Here is a 16,101-nt window from a genome sequence, read left to right as displayed (position 1 = left end):
TCTCTTGTGGCGGCTGTAAGCCCACTGTAGCTCAATCTTCTCGAGCTCTAAACTCATAATGCTCCAAGCTGTTCATGCTTGAATTTTGCACTCACTTAAGCAGCATTGAAGAGATATACTTTCTAGCGCTTCAGGGTAACAGAAAATGTGACTGGTACTGTGGTGGTAATGCTTTTGAGCCCCGCTATTTCTTGCAGTGCAGCTACACCTTTTGCCAGCCCAAATGATTCTGCTTTGATAAGCGTAGGGGCGCTTGTGGACACCGTTAAGGTATCTTCATCAACCTGACTAACAGTTACTGCGAACGTTGTTGGGACGGCTTGACCATGCAGCGTTAAAATCCCGTCTACCTTACCATTAACAACGTCGCCAGCGTTAAGCTTCATCATAGAGTCGGTGAGCGTTGCTTCAAAAATAGCGGTGGCATACTTACTAACGTTAAACAGCATTTCTTGCATGCGTTTGTTGCGAATATCAATTGCAGTATTCACTGACGACAAATCAACTTCAACATTGAGCTTTCCGCTGTCTGATAAATTGCCATTGAAGCTGTCGAACTTGTGAACTTCGGTGACTTGCGAATTTTTTGTAGACAGAAAATGTAATGCACTTGTGTCACCGTCAATCGTCCAATCTGCGGCGGCCGGGAATGCAAGGCCACAAGTAAGTAAAGCTGTCGATAATGTACGAATGTACTTGGTCATCGTTTTATTACTCCTTTTAATACGTTAACTTCATTTGGCACGGTACTTTCGTGTGTCAGGCCAAAGGAAATGTATTCGGTAACAATATGGTTGAATTACAGCGAAATAATGCGTAAGCCACACCGATAATTACGCAATGTCTAAAAACGCATACGTTTTATTTGGTGTATGGGTTTTCGTAGTCATCATACTGCACAATGTCTTGCCATGGAACGCGTTGATCGCCCATTACCACAAAATCTGGGTTCTCTAGCGAATGACGCTTGTTATAAGTGAGAGGTTCGAAGTTTGCTGTGGTAATGCTGCCACCTGCTTCTGAAACAATACACTGAGATGCGCCCGTATCCCACTCGCCTGTAATGCCAATACGCATGAATACATCTGCTTTACCTTCAGCGATAAAACAGGATTTGAGTGAGCAACTGCCAAGCGGCAACATGTTGTAAATGCGTTTAGCACACATCCGATTAAGCACTTTTTCGCGAGATTGGCGTCGACTAATGGCAATCATTACTACACTGCTGTTAGGATCGCTCAATTTGCGAACGGAAATGGGTCTGTCACCTTCAGGCGAAGACTTAAACGCTCCCTTTCCCTTTTGCGCATAATAAATAGATTGACCAGGTGGCCAAAAAATAACACCAATAGTAGGTTCGTTGTTTTCAATCAGGGCAATGTTAACGGCAAAGTCGCCGCTTCGAGCAATAAATTCCTGCGTACCGTCGATAGGATCGATAAGCCAATAGCGACTCCAATGCTTGCGTTCCTCTAAACTGGCGTGCTTATTTTCTTCTGATAAAATTGGAATGTCGGGCGTAGCTTCCGATAACCGCTTATTGATGATGTCATTAGCGAGATAGTCGGCGCTTGTAACCGGAGAGTCATCGTCTTTTTGATAGGCGTCAAAATCACGATTTTCATAAACTTCTAAGACTGCTTTGCCGGCTTCTATTGCAACTTCTTTTGCCAATTCTAGTAGGTCGGGGTGGGCATCGTCGGGCATTGTTTATTGTTCCTTTAACCACTTTTGCGCTAAAAACAGTGCAGCAATACAGCGCGCTTCAACAAAATCCTCTCTTGCAAGTAAAGCATCTGCTTCGTTAATAGGCCAATTTATGACTTCCAAGGGTTCAGGTTCGTCGCCTTCTAAGGTCTTAGGATAGAGATCTCGAGCTAAAACGATGGTCATACTGGCATTGAAAAAAGTAGGGGCCATACTGACTTTGTGTAATTCAATGAGTTCTTTGGCGGCAAAACCGGCTTCTTCCTGTAACTCTCTATTGGCCGCCTCAATAGCAGTTTCACCTGGATCGATTAACCCCTTAGGAAAGCCTAATTGATAGGAATGCGTACCCGCGGCATACTCTCGAATAAGCACCATGGTTTGTTCATCTAACATCGGAACAATCATTACGGCACCGCGATTGCCGCCGGCCATTCGTTCAAATTGACGTGTTGCACCGTTAGAAAATTCTAAATCTAAACTTTCTACCCTGAAAAGATTGCTCTGTGCCACAATCTTACGAGAATGAATTTGTGGTAACGCTTTGTTGGGGTCAATTTTTGGCATGTCTCTCGCTACATCTTTGTTATCATGTTCACTGAATTACTCATATTCTAGCTTACTTCATTATAAGGAAAATCGCTTGCCCTTTCTGCCCTGGAATGAAATAGACACTGTGCTGCTCGACATGGACGGCACCTTATTAGACTTACATTACGATAATCAGTTCTGGTTGTATCACCTTCCAAGGCGATTAGCTGAAATTCGCGGTATCTCGGAGGAACAGAGTCAAGCAGAAATGAAGAAGCGCTACGAAAGCGTGTTTGGTCAAATTCAATGGTATTGCCTAGATTACTGGGCCGAATCCTTGTCATTAGATTTAGATACAGAATTTATGCCGCTAAAGCGCGAGTTATCTCACTTGCTATCACTGCGAGACGATACCATTCCGTTCTTAGATGCCTTGCATAAATCGGGTAGACAAGTTGTGCTGGTAACCAATGCTCACCCAAACAGTCTGGCATTAAAGCTCGAGCACACGCAGTTAGACGCCCATATAGATAACCTTATTTCTACTCATGAGTTTGGTGTAACGAAAGAGTCGCAGCTACTGTGGCAGCGTTTGCAGGAGCGCATTAACTTTGCAAACGATCGCACACTATTTGTTGACGACTCTCTACCCATTTTAAATGCGGCTAAAACCTTCGGAATTAAACATTTATTAGCGGTAGACAATCCCGACAGAACACTTCCAAATAGAAATATTACCGAGTTCCCGGCAGTAAGAGATTACCGTTTAATGCTCGACGATATTATCAACAACCCTAGCGAGGGGCAGTGATCATGGTTCTCGACACCATTTATATTGGATCGCAAAATCCAGTTAAGGTAAATGCTGCACTTAATACCTTGTCAGATACCTTAGAGCATGACTTCGATGCCGAAGGTATGTCAGTAGAGAGTGGCGTTTCCGACCAACCTATGTCCGAAGCCGAAACTCGAGAGGGGGCAATTAACCGCATAAAAGCGATGCTCGCTGCACATGAAGGCGGCTTTCCAGACTCTTGGTATGTGGCGATAGAAGGCGGAGTTGACGTTTTTGAAGATGGCCCTGCCACTTTTGCTTATGTTGCCATTTATCACGAAGGGCATTGGTCTGTTACGCGAAGTGCAAGTTTGCCGCTTCCCGTTGCCGTCTTTCAGGCCTTACAAAGAGGTGAAGAGCTTGGCTCTGTGATGGACGCATTATTCGACACCGTTAATGTAAAACAAAAAGGGGGGGCCATTGGTCTATTAACCCTAAACCATGCAACCCGCCAAAGTGTTTACGAAGTTGCTCTTACGCTTGCGATGGCAAAGTTTCATTTTCCTGATTTGTTTACCGATTAGGAAGGGCATGGCTTAATTATTCTCTGAAATCTTTACTGTTTCCCGTAATCTTTTCCCAAAAATCACTGCTGTTCAAAAGCTCCTTTTTAACGGGGATTTGTTGTTAAAGCTATGATTTTATTGGGCTATTTGGGCTTATTGCGGGTTGGCGCTGTAGTTGCACTACTTGTTTCATTATTGGAACAAGGAGTTTAACAATGAGCGATACAATTAATACGTACAACCCGGCAACCGGTGAGCAGCTTGATCATTATCAACTAATGTCAGCAGAGGATGCAGAGCGCGCGGTTACCCGTTCTCACGAGGCCTATTTAAATTGGAAAAAGACCTCTTTTGGCACACGTGCCGATATTTTCAATAATCTTGCCGATTTAATGGAACAGCGCATAGATGACCTAGCTAATCTGATGACCTTGGAAATGGGTAAAGTGACCGCGCAAGGCAAACAGGAAGTGCAGCTATGTGCTGAAATTTGTCGATATACCGCGAAGCACGGTGAATCGTTTTTAGAAGATGAAGCCCGTGTATACGAAGGTGGCAAAGCTATTATAACTTATCAGCCCACAGGCGTTATTCTTGGCATTCAGCCATGGAACTTTCCGCTTTACCAAGTTATTCGTTATAGCGCATCAAATATTATGGCCGGCAACACCACCGTGCTTAAGCACGCTCAAAACGTATTTGGTATGGCGCAGGCAATTCAGCAACTTTACGAAGATGCAGGGTTCCCTAAAAATGTATATCAATCACTGATGATCGACGGCAGTACGGCCAGTGAGCTTATTAAGCATGAACATGTGAGAGGCGTAACGTTTACAGGTAGTGACGGCGTGGGTAAACAAGTGGCCAAGGAAGCTGCCAGCATGTCTAAAAAGACAGTGATGGAGCTGGGAAGTAACGATGCCTTTGTAGTGCTTGCAGATGCAGATATCGATAACGCAGTAGAAATGTGTATTAAGGGCCGGGTTATTAACAATGGTGAAACCTGTGTCGCAGCGAAGCGTTTTGTTGTTGTCGACAGCATATACGACGAGTTTAGAGACAGATTTGTTGCTCAATGCAAAAAGCTTAAAGTGGGCGACCCCTCAAAAGAGGATACTGATTTAGGTCCTATGGCTCGCGAAGACTTGCGCGATGAACTGCACGAGCAAGTAGAGAAATCGGTAAATTCGGGAGCAACCATATCATTAGGTGGCGAAGTACCTAATGAAGCTGGCTACTTCTATCCAGTGACTGTGCTTGAAAATGTTACACCGGGCATGCCAGCCTACGATGATGAACTATTTGGCCCCGTAGCATCACTTATTCGAGCTCGTGACGACAAACAAGCGATGGAAATTGCTAACGATTCTCGTTATGGACTTGGCGGCGGTATTTTCAGTACCGATACTGATAAAGCCATTGAGCTTGCTAAAAACGAATTTGATACAGGTATGGTGAATATTAACGGCTATTCATTAGCCCAGCCTAACCTGCCCTTTGGTGGTGTGAAAGACAGTGGCTATGGTAGAGAGCACGGTGGCTATGGTATTCGCGAATTTGTGAATATTAAAACGATTATGGTAGCAAGTAACGAGGCGTAAAAATTGACCTTGGTAAATAACTTAAGCGAGCTTTAGAGGGTTGAACTGAAATTCAAATCTCACTGATGCATGCTAAGTAAAAGGGGCAGAGTGATTACTCTGCCCCTTTTTCTATGCCTGTGAATGCTTTTATGGTTTATTTAGCCTTTGTCCTCTGCGCTTCTCTCAATATGCTCATGCACTGATGCTAACACTTCTTTCGGGCTTTCTATTTGTGGGTAATGACCAATGTTATTCAGTTCTACCACGTGTGGGTTGGGAATGAGCTCCTTGTATCGACTGGCCATATGAGCTCCTGAAATAGGATCTGACATACCGACCGTTAACCGAATTGGAATTTTGGCATTTTGAAGTGCTGTCACCCATCGTTCTCTGTGCTTTTTGCGCTGATTCATGTAATCCAGCAGTAGATGCATATATTTATGACCGCTGTTGGTACTGATCAACGTCCAAAAATCATCAATGTCTTGTTCAGTTGGCGGTGTAGTTTCGCCAAAAATACCCCGCATACTTTTTCTAATAGCGTTTTTATTGAGAAAGCGAATAAGTATTCCTCCAACGGGAGAAAGTAAAAGCTTTTGAATAGGTAAGGCTAAATGGGTTTCTGGAAAGAGGCCGCCATTTAAAAGATTAAGCGTACTGATATGAAATGGCAGTGTACCATCGGCCTGCTGGGCCATAAGTTCCTGGGCAACTGTGTCACCATAGTCGTGAGAAACTACGTGTGTTTCAGGCACGTTTAGATGCTTCATAAGTGCACAGATAATACCGGCCTGTTGAGTAATTTGATATTTTACTGGCGCTTTGAAGCTAAATCCGAATCCCAGCATATCAAGCGTAATGCAGCGAAAGTACTTTGTTAATGTGGGCCATAGTTTTACCCAGTCGTAACTGGCTGTGGGATAGCCGTGGATAAGCAGTAAGGCAGGCCCTTCACCGTCAGTGCGGAAAAATATCTTTTGCCCGTTAACGGTAAAAAAGTCACCGCCGCTATGCCATCTTTCAAGCTGCATGTTTAAACACTCTGAGTGTTGGTTGTTCGCTGTTATTCAAACTACCTTACTTTTAAAGATTTCGTCTGTCGTTTTAGCGACAGACCAGCACTAAAAATGAGCGCATAAACCGGCCACTATTGGGCAAATGGGAGAGGTACCTCGGTGCCGTTTATGGTTGCTGTTCCGTCTTTCAATGCAAATGATGTTTCAAAGCCCTGTTCGGTTTCTTTTAAAAGGCCCTGTTGAACGAATGAATCAAGCACCATAGGCACCTGCTGTTCCGCTGCACTCTTAAGCTCATCGGCAGTCATACCTTGGGTTTGCGGGTTTGCAGCAAGCTCAGCTACCATATACCCTGAAGCCATGCTTTCAACGAACGCTTTGTCGGCGCTAATTTGTGCATCCATTAATAGGTGGGATACCCAATAAGCAACATCTTCCATGGTGTCAGGCAGTGAGGTTATGCCGGTCAACTTCGAGTTTGCTGTACCCTTAATACTCCCTTCTGGAAGCGTCATAGCTAGCTTTTTAATATTAATCTCGGGCTCTGTTTGCAGCTGCTGCAATAAATTATCTTTGATAAACACCTGAAGCTTTTCAGGCAAATCTTCGCTTGGAACCATCAACGATGCATTGCTAAATTCTTGATAAGCTTCAATGAAATCTATATCGAGATTGTTTACTGCAATACCAATTGCAATGTCAGATGCCTCTTGGGCCGCGCCTTTTATGTCATCAACGGCATATTCAAGATAAATATCTGCAGTATTAGCTTGTTCATCTATGTCGGTAGAAGTGATCATACGCAAAGTATCAATAATGACATTCGTATCTGTACTGTCTGAGAATTCTATTTGCTCTGCGGTCAGAGCGGCATCTGATTCGAAAAGCTTTCCACTTATCGCTGCCATAAAGTCACCGTGATAGGTCATATCAACAGTAGTATTTAACATGCCTAATGAGAAACCCGCTCCACTAATCTCAACAGATTTGCTACTGCCAATGTAGCGAGTTGCGCCACCTTCGTCGCTTGCTTCTCCGTTAAAACCAGAAAATACGAATTCTATGTCGCCGTCATTTTCAAGCGCTTTTAACGCGGGAATAGTATCGGTATAACTCAGGCCGTTAAACAGGCCTACTTTCCCTTCATTATAATAAAACGGCTGATTTTCTTGCCAAGTAACATATTCGCGAAGCATGTTTCCATCAACACTCGCATTGTATTTTACTTTTGCAATGCCCACGCCGTCGCCAAAATAAACGGGGCCGTGAAATGCGTTTACTTTAGCAATAACAACAGGCTTATCTGGAGTGTCTTGTTCCGCAGGGTCTATCTGCTGTGCGGCTAGCAAAGTGTCGATTTCTAGAGAGAGTTCAATGGTAGCAGTGCTAGAAAACCAGCCCTTGTCATAGGAAAGTACACTCGCTGAATAGAGCGGATGGTCGTCTATTTTCTCTATCGCGGCTCGAGTTTGCGATTCTACGCTATTGCCCACAAATGTGGGTGCTATTAATAACCCCGCGAGAGTTACACCGGCTCCAACAATAAACGCTTTATTCATATTACAGTCCCTTGTCCTTATTATTTACAGTCAAAAAATTACAGCTTTATACGGGTATAGCCATCTGCGTCGGGCTGTCCAAAAAGACGGGCAGCTTGGTGAACTTCGTTTGGTAAGCTGTCGTCGGGCTTAAATTTGCCTGATACCTGAAATTGCTTCATGTTTGCCGCAACGGTAGCGTCGATAGACAATCCCAGCATGTTTGGTTCACTCACGGTAATGCCGATATCTTCGCCTTCACAGCGCAGCTTAGCTGAGTATGTACCAAAGTCGATAGGGCCTTTGGTTCCCGCTACTGTGGCGTTAAGCCAATCTCCTGTACCAAACAAAGAGCGACAGCTTGGCCCGTAATGGAGTTCGTCAAGCTCAACTTTAAAGCGTCCTCCAGCATTTACAGGTAAAGGAAGTTGAACTTGCGCCAGCACCCTGTCAACGGGCAAATAAAGCGTAAACGCCTCGGTGCTCACGGTTTTTTGGCTAAACAAGCCAGTGGTGATGGGCCCTGTAAACGCTATCTCGTTTTTATCGCGAACGTTGCCAGCTTTCACATCCAGGTTAACTTGCCCAATTAGCATATAGAGCGGGTTTAGGTCCCATCTAAAGCTGTTTATGGGTAGACCGTTAACCACCACTGTTTGTGCTTTACCTGAAAATAAGGTTCCACTAACCCCTTCAATAGAAACACTTTGCGGTAATGTAACGCGTCCAATAACGTGAACTGCGGGCATATAAGCAATAGCGAACAATAAAAATGCAACTATTCCACCTAATACCCAGCTTATTTTTGACTTCATGCTTTACCTAATCGTAATCGGCGAATTTTGATAAACCCTTCGGCATCGGCCGTTGTGATATCAGCTTGTAAAATCACTACCCCCATGTTTTCCATAGACTTTAGCCATTCCAGCACATCATTAAAGGGGGCTTGATCAACCCAAATTTGAAGCTCGTCATTTTGCGGCTGCATTCGGGAAATGGCAATGTCGTGCTTGGCAGTAGTGCGATTTACTGCTTGCGGCAATGAGCCTGAAAAGTTCTTTTCTGAACCAGAAACTCTGCGAAGCTGTTGGGCACGCGCTGCACTGTCTTTTACCCACACAAGCAGCGATTGTTGGTTGTCGAGCAACTTTTGCTGCTGGGCCAGCGCATTATTAAGCGGAGACCAGATAGCAAAATAAAACAAAGCGATAACAATGAAAACACCAGACAAGATAACCAGTTTTTGCTCGCGTTCTGTGAGCGCTTTGTATCTTTCTAATAACGCGTTCATGATGTACTCCTAATAGAAACTGTGCCTATTACACCGCTATCGCGATTATTAATTGCACCTTGCTCAACCAAAAAGCCTGCTTGTTCTACAGATTTTTTGAATTTTTCGAGTGCTTCAAAACTTTTACCCTCTGCCTGAATACGAATTTCTGTGCGGCTAGCGTCAAACCTAAGAGTTTGAGGTTTAACGCCCGTTGCTGAAAAAGCTGGAGAGAGTTGGTCGAGCATCACTAACATAGAGGCATTGCCGCCGCTTTGTTCTAGCTTAGCCATTTCGCTTTGCAGTTTGCGGCGAACGTCGCGATAAGCGCCAATATTAGGGAAGCCGCGTTTTACAGTGTCGCTAATTTGAGTTCGCAAGGCCTCGTTTTGAGATTTTAACTGATACAGCGAAACTGTTTTATCAATTAGGCTGGTACACAGCACAAGCACAGCAAGCACTGCAGCAACTCGCCATTGAGATAAAGCGCTGCTGCGCTTGCGTTTAATTCTGTATTCACCCTGACACAAATTAAAGCTTGTCGTCATAGCCTCCTTAGCAAGTACCTGCATAGGAAGCTCTAGCGGCGTTTCTGTTTCTTCAATATTGGGCAGGTTTGAAAGATCGATACCCGCAAAATTAGTCACCTTTACCGGAGTTTCATGCTGCGAGGTAAAGTGGGCAAGGGTAGGCAACAGCCACTCTTGTTCTCCTTGAATACCTTTAAAGTTATCTTGTCTTACTAGCAGTTGTTCGCCTAAAGTAAGTACTGACCAACCATCTTCGGTATAGGGAACGGCAAGCACATCTGGAATAATGGTGTCACAAAACAGCTCAGCTTCTCCAAGCCACTGCTGCCACTGCTGGAGTTTTTCGTGACTTACAACCGCCACTGCCTGTTCATTGCCTATTTTAGGGCCCAAGGCAAAGAACTGCTGACTGATATCCGTGGCTAGCTCTTCTTCTAACATAAAAGGAAGTGCTGCAATCACCTTTCTTCCAGCGCGCGGAGGCAAGGTTACCCACTTCAGCAAGATCTCGCTGCTAGGGGCTAGCGCAATTACTGTTCGCTGTCCCGTACGCTCATTAAGCGTCGACAGTGCATCAGCATTCTCTAACTCTCCAGATGCAATGATGTCGTCATCTGTGGTTGAGTAAACCAGCCAGCTTACCGGGTCGCTTTTGTTTGCGCCCAACCGTACCAGTAGTTGTTCCATTATTGTGTTCCTCCGAACTCGCGCTTCAATATAGTAACGCCACTATCTGTGCTTGCTTGAAACACGGTGGAAAGCTTAAATGTTGCTTTATTGTATTGAGTTTTTGTATGCAAAATAAAGTATTCTGATTTAACCGTAAACCAGTCCCTTCGGGTATTTGATAGGCTTAGTGCCTGAATAGATGGTTCGTTTAAGAAGTCTTCCACTTCGTCCCAGCCGTCTTGCGGTCTGCTAGACAACAAGCTGGTAGCTTGTTGTAAATCTAGCCCGGTTAATCCCGCTAGCAAAGGAGCTTTGTCATCATCAAGGGTATTAACGTTCACTTTTAGCTCTACGTTATCCGGTATGACACACACCAGCGAAAGAACGTTGTTTAGCCACTGAGGCGATGCGCCGTTAATAATGCGCAATTCGCTGATAGACGCAATAGGTCCGTTTGCCGCTAAATAAGGATACTCCCGAGATTCGTATTCACTGTCTTCAGCGCCATAGGGCCGCTGGTTATCGTCCTCGTCTACCCAGTCGGCAAGACTGTCTCTAAGCGTCTCTGCGGTATAGGAATCTAAACCGTCTATACCCAAGGCCAGTAGCATATTGCCAAAGGCATCCATCGCTTCTGTTGTGTTGCCTGAATTATTTGAGCCAGCACTAGTTGCGCCAGAAGCAATAGCATTAAGATTAAAGCACGCCCGTAAGTCTTTTAAGTTAGCGGTTAGTCCACCACCATCTAAAGGGTAAGCGAATTCTTGTGCCCAAGGCTGATCTAGAGATATTTTTTCTGGCGTTTCTTCAATCAGCGTTTTAATTGATTTTCTCGCAAACGCCTCAGCCCCCATGGCATACCAGTAAGCCTGATTGTTATCTTTTAGATTCATGGTTCGCTGCACCTGAAGTTGCAGCCTAGTGCCCATCTCAGTGGCAAGTACCGCAACAAGGGCTACTATCATCAGTACAATCATCAGGGCAACGCCCTTCTGATTGGCGGGTGATTGAGGCACAGAACGTCTCATTACGAATTACCTGATATCAAGGTAAACTCGCGGCGTAACAAGCCAAAGTCTTTACTCACAAACTCAATGGCCACAGCACGAGGCAGTACCTTACCCTGATAACTTTCGCTCCATTTTATGTCGTCATCTTCTTCAACCGTGGATGAACTATTGTTGCCAGCTAAGAACTCAACCTTAAAGCTTTCTATTTCATCTAGCAGCACACGCACTTTGGGCTCGTAACCAATAACGTTATCAACATAGTTACTGTACAGACGCTCAAGCTGGTTGTCGCGAAGTCTGTAAGCTACATATTGGAGTGTGCTTCTTGGTAACATAAGTTGAGGGTTATGCCAGCCTCCGCGCACAAAGCCTATGCCATCATCGTCACTTCCCTCGACTTCTCCCCCCGCCATAACAATTTCACGCTTCTCTCCGTCTACCCGAACCGAACGAGATACCGCTTGCTGAATGTCTCGCTCGATGGTCACCATAGCGCGCTGCAGTAGCTGAAGCTTTTCAAAACGTTCTTGTGACAGCGTATTGCTATCTATAACGGTGGTCAGTAAGCCGGTAGAGGCCAAGCCAATAAGCGTAAAAATCGCCATAGCGACAAGTATTTCAATGAGTGTGAAACCGCGCTGCATCGTATTAACTCTTCGTTGGTTTGGCGACGAAGGTAGTGACAGAGGTCACACTACTTGCGTAATTTTGGTCTTCGCCCACAGATATTGTTACCGAGCGAAGGTCGGCATCGTTAGTCTTGGTTACCTTTTGTTGCCAAAACCAAGTTCTGTCGGCCATTTCCATAGAGCCTTTTAAATTGTTTTTAGGCGGCCATGTAGTTTCAAGTTGTAGCTGATTTAAACGATTGCTAGCAACCCAGTTCGCAAAGGTAACCGATTCAATTTGACCTACGCTAGATAAGTGATCGCCAGCGGCTTTTAATATAGCAGTGCCGGTGAGTGCAAAAATTAGCAGGGCAACCATAACCTCAAGAAGCGTAAGGCCTTGTTGTTTGCGGCGTATAGAATGTAGCGACAAAGTCATAGCGGTCGCTCCAATGGTCCCTCAAGAAAAAGCGGCGGTAAGTCTTTATTTTGAAGACTAAAATAAACCGGTTCATCACCTTCCTTACCGTCGTAATTGAACGACAGCGTAAAGGGCGTTATTTCGCCGCTCGACATAATTAATATTTGCGGTGGAGGTAGCTTTTTATCTTCTTCGCTACCAATTTCTACGCCGTCTTCAGACACGCTTAAGGTTTCGTCGAACAATTCTCTGTCGAATAGTCTGTCTTCAACCACCCAAGGTAAATCATCTAAATTGAGAGTGAGCGTGAAAGGCTCGGGTAGGGTGTGCTCACCATATACCTTCTCATCTTCAATACGCTGCCATTCATCGTTATCGTCTAGATAAACGAAGTAATATTCGCTGTCGTCCTGCTCAACACGCACACCAAGTTGCTGCTGATTAAGCACGGCAAAGTCGCTTGCCATATCTACGATAACTTGTAGCCGTTGTGCTTGGCTCTTTAGTAAGTCTGACTTGCTGGCACCGAAAGCGTTAAACATAACGTAACCAGCAGCAAGACCCATAAGTAGCAATACCAACATGACTTCTAATAGAGTGAAGCCCTTCGTTCTTAAATGAGTATTGCCACTATGATACATAACGTACTTAGTTAAGATATTCGTTGATATTCCAGTTGCCGATGTCGTCGTCGGTACCTGGTTCACCATCTGGGCCGTTAGAGAATATGTCCACCACACCAAGTTCTCCTGGGCTTATTAGCGCATAGGGGTTGCCCCAAGGATCTTCAGGTAAGCGTTTTATAAACCCGCCTTCTGGATAATTGCGAGGAATGGGATCCACCGTCGGTGCTGTTACTAAGGCATCAAGACCTTGTTCAGTTGTAGGAAAACGGTTATTGCGAAGCTTATACATTTCCAGCGCACTTTCCATTTGCTGAATATCTACGGCCGCTTTCTTAAGCTGTGCTTCTTCTTGGTTGCCTAATATTTGAGGGGCAACCATTGATGCCATAATGCCGATAATCAACAGCACGACCATTACTTCAATTAAACTGAATCCAGAACTACGTTTTAAAGATTTCATTACATATTCACCATGTTGTTCAATGCTAAAATTGGCTGCAGAATTGCCATTACGATAAACAAAACTATTCCTGCCATTGTGACTATCAGTAAGGGCTCAAATACCTTCAGTGAGACACCAATAAGCGACTCGAATTCCCTATCTTGGTTATCTGCGGCTCGGGCAAGCATTTGTTGCAATTCACCCGACTTCTCACCCGACGCAATCATATGCATCATCATGGGTGGAAATATTTTTGTGTTATCTAGTGCAGCACGCAAGCTGCTGCCTTCTTTAACGTTAATGGCAGCATCGGCTACTTGATTTTTTATGTACTGGTTTTCAAGTACATCGCCTGAAATTCGCATGGCTTCTAAAAGCGGCACTGCACTGGCGCTAAGAATACTTAGCGTACGTGCAAACCTAGCTGTATTAAGGCCTCTGGTAACCTTTCCAATGAGCGGTACTTTTAAAAGCGCTTTGTGATAGCGCAGTTTCATTAACTTTTGTTGTAAAACCCGCTGCAAGATAACAATGAGCACCGTAATGGCGATAAGCATAAACAGGCCGTAGTTTTGCAGCCAAGTACTGAGTGATATAAGAAATTGCGTTATGCCGGGAAGATCCTGACCCATGTGGTCGAATTGCCCCACAATTTTGGGTACTACTACGGTAAGCAATAGCAGAACAATGCCCATTGCAAAGAACAGCATTAGCGACGGATACACCAGTGCCTGAGTAATTTGACTACGCGTTTGCTGGCGCCGTTCAGTGTAATCAGCCAAGCGATTTAATACGGTGTCTAAGTGTCCCGATTTTTCGCCTGCCGCTACCATAGAGCGATACAGGTCGTCGAATACGCTCGGAAATTCCGCAAGAGCGTCGGCTAAGCCATGACCTTCAACTACTTTACTGCGAACCGCCATCATCATATTTTTCTGACGAGGCTTCTCACATTGCTCAGCAACAGCCAGCAGTGCTTCTTCTACAGGAAGTGCAGATTCTACAAGAGTGGCCATTTGGCGAGTGAGAAGCGCGAGGTCAGAGGCTGATATACGCGGTTTAAACAACGTAAAGTTAAACCCAGCGCTATTATTTTGGGCGCGTTCGGCAACCTGCTCTACGTCAAGAGGGATTAAACCTTTTTCGCGCAGCTGCTGGCGAACCTGGCGAGCATTGTCACCTTCAAGCACACCATTTTCATTTTTACCGCGGGCATTGACCGCTTTATAAGCGAACGCTGCCATATTAGTCTTCCCTCGTTACTCGTAATACTTCTTCAAGGGAGGTTACCCCAGACAGCACTTTTCTACAGCCGTCTTCTCGTATGCTAGGTGTGGTGGCTCTTATGTGACGTTCGATAGCTTGTTCACCCACCCCTTCGTGCATCATTTCCCGTACTCGTTCGTCAACAAGCAGTAGTTCATGAATACCCGTTCGACCGCGATAGCCGGTTTGATTACAAGCAGCACATCCGCGGGGCGTATAAATAACCGTGTCGGCATTAGCAGCAGAGCCTAATACTTCTAGCTGTGATGCATCTGGCGTGTGAGGCTGTTTGCACTCTTCGCACAAGGTTCTAACCAAGCGTTGCGATAGTACAGCAAGCAAACTCGACGAGAGTAAGAAAGGCTCAATGCCCATATCTTCTAATCGCGTAATGGCGCCAGCAGCGGTATTGGTATGCAGCGTGGATAGTACCAAGTGACCGGTTAAACTGGCTTGCACAGCAATTTGGGCGGTTTCAATGTCTCGAATTTCACCCACCATTACCACGTCTGGATCTTGACGTAATATGGCACGTAAACCTCTTGCAAAGGTCATATCTACACGAGGGTTAACCTGAGTTTGCCCAATGCCGGGTAAATCGAATTCGATAGGATCTTCAACGGTAAGGATATTTCTATCTCGAGAGTTAATCTCGCTAAGACCAGCATAAAGCGTGGTACTTTTACCTGAACCGGTAGGGCCTGTAACCAAAATAATGCCGTGGGGCTTTCTAATTAACGTAGAAAAGTGATTGCGGTTTTCTAACGTCATGCCTAAATCTTCAAGGTTTAGGCGCGCATTATTTTTATCTAGAAGACGCAGTACTACTCGCTCACCGTGGCTAGAAGGCATGGTAGATACACGAACGTCTACTGCTCGTCCCGCAATTCTCAGCGTAATACGCCCATCTTGAGGTACTCGCTTTTCGGCAATATCTAACTTCGCCATAACTTTAATTCGCGACACCAGCATGGAAGATAGCTTGCGATTAGGGCGCAGTATTTCACGTAATACACCGTCTACACGAAAGCGTACGACCAATTGATTTTCGAAAGTTTCAATATGAATATCGGACGCACCTTCTTTTATTGCCTCACCAAGCATAGCGTTAATCAGCTTGATAATTGGCGCGTCGTCTTCACTATCAAGTAAGTCTTCTGTATCAGGCAAATCTTCGGCAAGGGCAAACAGGTCGCTTTCATTGCCTAAATCTTCCATTAGCTGTTTAGCAGCCGAACTATCCCGCTGGAAAGCGGTGGTAAGAAAGCTTTCAAACTCATCGGCGGGTATCGATTTAGGCACAAAAGGCTCGCCATAAAAGCGGCGCACTTCAGCAAATACGTCAAACGGTGTGTTCTCGGTAAAATACAAAACAGCAGGAGTTTCGTTTACTTCCAGCAGCACTTGGTTTCGCTTTGCAAAACTAAAAGAAAGCTGTTTGGGCCCATCTTCTTGTTCTGGAAGATCATCTTCGCCCATTGCCTCTAGTACTTCTTCTTGTGCTTCGAGTGCCTGAGTAAGTTGTTCGTCTTGCCCTGACATA

The 16,101-nt window shown here is 45.0% G+C and carries 18 protein-coding genes; 3 read left to right on the top strand and 15 right to left on the bottom strand.

Going from position 1 to position 16,101, the window contains the following annotated elements; all coding sequences use genetic code 11:
- Positions 1-122: 122 nt before the first annotated feature.
- The 3 genes from BM528_RS17730 to nudE form a co-directional block, all read right to left on the bottom strand.
- Positions 123-704, bottom strand: coding sequence for a YceI family protein (locus BM528_RS17730; RefSeq protein WP_083595339.1), 582 nt, complete (start codon positions 702-704; stop codon positions 123-125).
- 157 nt (positions 705-861) lie between these two features.
- A complete protein-coding gene (gene cysQ, locus BM528_RS17725) occupies positions 862-1,707 on the bottom strand; it encodes a 3'(2'),5'-bisphosphate nucleotidase CysQ (RefSeq protein ID WP_071980978.1) in 846 nt (281 codons plus the stop codon).
- 3 nt (positions 1,708-1,710) lie between these two features.
- Positions 1,711-2,274 carry an ADP compounds hydrolase NudE gene (gene nudE, locus BM528_RS17720; protein ID WP_071980977.1) on the bottom strand — a complete coding sequence of 188 codons (564 nt, stop codon included), beginning with the start codon at positions 2,272-2,274 and terminating at the stop codon, positions 1,711-1,713.
- A 76-nt stretch (positions 2,275-2,350) separates the two neighbouring features.
- On the opposite strand from nudE, the gene yrfG reads away from it, so the two are divergent.
- The 3 genes from yrfG to BM528_RS17705 all read left to right on the top strand — a co-directional run bounded on the left by yrfG (position 2,351) and on the right by BM528_RS17705 (position 5,180).
- Entirely contained in the window at positions 2,351-3,049 is a 699-nt protein-coding gene (yrfG, locus tag BM528_RS17715; RefSeq protein ID WP_071980976.1) for a GMP/IMP nucleotidase, read from the top strand.
- 2 nt (positions 3,050-3,051) lie between these two features.
- Positions 3,052-3,597 (top strand): inosine/xanthosine triphosphatase, encoded by a 546-nt coding sequence (gene yjjX / locus BM528_RS17710; RefSeq protein ID WP_071980975.1) that lies wholly within the window; start codon positions 3,052-3,054, stop codon positions 3,595-3,597.
- Positions 3,598-3,794: 197 nt separating this feature from the next.
- Positions 3,795-5,180: an NAD-dependent succinate-semialdehyde dehydrogenase gene (locus BM528_RS17705; protein WP_071980974.1), complete on the top strand. Its 1,386-nt coding sequence runs from the start codon at positions 3,795-3,797 to the stop codon at positions 5,178-5,180.
- Between the two features lie 140 nt (positions 5,181-5,320).
- Here BM528_RS17705 and BM528_RS17700 read toward each other — a convergent pair whose 3' ends face one another.
- The 12 genes from BM528_RS17700 to gspE form a co-directional block, all read right to left on the bottom strand.
- Positions 5,321-6,193 carry an alpha/beta fold hydrolase gene (locus tag BM528_RS17700; protein ID WP_071980973.1) on the bottom strand — a complete coding sequence of 291 codons (873 nt, stop codon included), beginning with the start codon at positions 6,191-6,193 and terminating at the stop codon, positions 5,321-5,323.
- Between the two features lie 116 nt (positions 6,194-6,309).
- Positions 6,310-7,737 carry a YdgA family protein gene (locus BM528_RS17695; RefSeq protein WP_071980972.1) on the bottom strand — a complete coding sequence of 476 codons (1,428 nt, stop codon included), beginning with the start codon at positions 7,735-7,737 and terminating at the stop codon, positions 6,310-6,312.
- A 38-nt stretch (positions 7,738-7,775) separates the two neighbouring features.
- The gene (locus BM528_RS17690) at positions 7,776-8,531 is read right to left on the bottom strand and encodes a type II secretion system protein N (protein ID WP_071980971.1); all 756 of its coding nucleotides are present in this window, start codon (positions 8,529-8,531) and stop codon (positions 7,776-7,778) included.
- Positions 8,528-9,007, bottom strand: coding sequence for a type II secretion system protein GspM (gspM, locus tag BM528_RS17685; protein WP_071980970.1), 480 nt, complete (start codon positions 9,005-9,007; stop codon positions 8,528-8,530). The genes BM528_RS17690 and gspM overlap by 4 nt, the downstream gene beginning before the upstream one ends.
- The gene (gene gspL, locus BM528_RS17680) at positions 9,004-10,203 is read right to left on the bottom strand and encodes a type II secretion system protein GspL (protein ID WP_071980969.1); all 1,200 of its coding nucleotides are present in this window, start codon (positions 10,201-10,203) and stop codon (positions 9,004-9,006) included. Before gspL ends, gspM begins: the two co-directional genes overlap by 4 nt.
- Positions 10,203-11,213 (bottom strand): type II secretion system minor pseudopilin GspK, encoded by a 1,011-nt coding sequence (gene gspK / locus BM528_RS17675; protein WP_071980968.1) that lies wholly within the window; start codon positions 11,211-11,213, stop codon positions 10,203-10,205. Before gspK ends, gspL begins: the two co-directional genes overlap by 1 nt.
- A complete protein-coding gene (gene gspJ, locus BM528_RS17670) occupies positions 11,213-11,839 on the bottom strand; it encodes a type II secretion system minor pseudopilin GspJ (protein WP_071980967.1) in 627 nt (208 codons plus the stop codon). Before gspJ ends, gspK begins: the two co-directional genes overlap by 1 nt.
- Positions 11,840-11,843: 4 nt before the next feature.
- A complete protein-coding gene (gene gspI / locus BM528_RS17665) occupies positions 11,844-12,242 on the bottom strand; it encodes a type II secretion system minor pseudopilin GspI (RefSeq protein WP_083595338.1) in 399 nt (132 codons plus the stop codon).
- Positions 12,239-12,865, bottom strand: a complete 627-nt coding sequence (gene gspH, locus BM528_RS17660; protein WP_071980966.1) for a type II secretion system minor pseudopilin GspH — start codon at positions 12,863-12,865, stop codon at positions 12,239-12,241. The genes gspI and gspH overlap by 4 nt, the downstream gene beginning before the upstream one ends.
- A gap of 7 nt (positions 12,866-12,872) precedes the next feature.
- Positions 12,873-13,310 carry a type II secretion system major pseudopilin GspG gene (gene gspG / locus BM528_RS17655; protein WP_071980965.1) on the bottom strand — a complete coding sequence of 146 codons (438 nt, stop codon included), beginning with the start codon at positions 13,308-13,310 and terminating at the stop codon, positions 12,873-12,875.
- Complete coding sequence (gspF, locus tag BM528_RS17650) at positions 13,310-14,536, bottom strand: type II secretion system inner membrane protein GspF (RefSeq protein ID WP_071980964.1); 1,227 nt, start codon at positions 14,534-14,536, stop codon at positions 13,310-13,312. Before gspF ends, gspG begins: the two co-directional genes overlap by 1 nt.
- A gap of 1 nt (position 14,537) precedes the next feature.
- Entirely contained in the window at positions 14,538-16,100 is a 1,563-nt protein-coding gene (gspE, locus tag BM528_RS17645) for a type II secretion system ATPase GspE (protein ID WP_083595337.1), read from the bottom strand.
- Position 16,101: the final 1 nt, after the last annotated feature.

Origin of the sequence: Alteromonas sp. RW2A1, assembly GCF_001886475.1 — a bacterium.
Classification (GTDB): domain Bacteria; phylum Pseudomonadota; class Gammaproteobacteria; order Enterobacterales; family Alteromonadaceae; genus Alteromonas; species Alteromonas hispanica.
The sequence above is the reverse complement of the archived record's forward strand: the minus strand, read 5'-3'. Positions and strand labels throughout refer to the sequence as shown.

Bases quoted from the DNA above. Each gene is read 5' to 3' on its own strand.
- BM528_RS17730 (WP_083595339.1), bottom strand. From the start codon at position 704: ATGACCAAGTACATTCGTACATTATCGACAGCTTTACTTACTTGTGGC.
- cysQ (WP_071980978.1), bottom strand. From the start codon at position 1,707: ATGCCCGACGATGCCCACCCCGACCTACTAGAATTGGCAAAAGAAGTT.
- nudE (WP_071980977.1), bottom strand. From the start codon at position 2,274: ATGCCAAAAATTGACCCCAACAAAGCGTTACCACAAATTCATTCTCGT.
- yjjX (WP_071980975.1), top strand. From the start codon at position 3,052: ATGGTTCTCGACACCATTTATATTGGATCGCAAAATCCAGTTAAGGTA.
- BM528_RS17705 (WP_071980974.1), top strand. From the start codon at position 3,795: ATGAGCGATACAATTAATACGTACAACCCGGCAACCGGTGAGCAGCTT.
- BM528_RS17700 (WP_071980973.1), bottom strand. From the start codon at position 6,193: ATGCAGCTTGAAAGATGGCATAGCGGCGGTGACTTTTTTACCGTTAAC.
- BM528_RS17695 (WP_071980972.1), bottom strand. From the start codon at position 7,737: ATGAATAAAGCGTTTATTGTTGGAGCCGGTGTAACTCTCGCGGGGTTA.
- BM528_RS17690 (WP_071980971.1), bottom strand. From the start codon at position 8,531: ATGAAGTCAAAAATAAGCTGGGTATTAGGTGGAATAGTTGCATTTTTA.
- gspM (WP_071980970.1), bottom strand. From the start codon at position 9,007: ATGAACGCGTTATTAGAAAGATACAAAGCGCTCACAGAACGCGAGCAA.
- gspL (WP_071980969.1), bottom strand. From the start codon at position 10,203: ATGGAACAACTACTGGTACGGTTGGGCGCAAACAAAAGCGACCCGGTA.
- gspK (WP_071980968.1), bottom strand. From the start codon at position 11,213: ATGAGACGTTCTGTGCCTCAATCACCCGCCAATCAGAAGGGCGTTGCC.
- gspJ (WP_071980967.1), bottom strand. From the start codon at position 11,839: ATGCAGCGCGGTTTCACACTCATTGAAATACTTGTCGCTATGGCGATT.
- gspI (WP_083595338.1), bottom strand. From the start codon at position 12,242: ATGACTTTGTCGCTACATTCTATACGCCGCAAACAACAAGGCCTTACG.
- gspH (WP_071980966.1), bottom strand. From the start codon at position 12,865: ATGTATCATAGTGGCAATACTCATTTAAGAACGAAGGGCTTCACTCTA.
- gspG (WP_071980965.1), bottom strand. From the start codon at position 13,310: ATGAAATCTTTAAAACGTAGTTCTGGATTCAGTTTAATTGAAGTAATG.
- gspF (WP_071980964.1), bottom strand. From the start codon at position 14,536: ATGGCAGCGTTCGCTTATAAAGCGGTCAATGCCCGCGGTAAAAATGAA.
- gspE (WP_083595337.1), bottom strand. From the start codon at position 16,100: ATGTCAGGGCAAGACGAACAACTTACTCAGGCACTCGAAGCACAAGAA.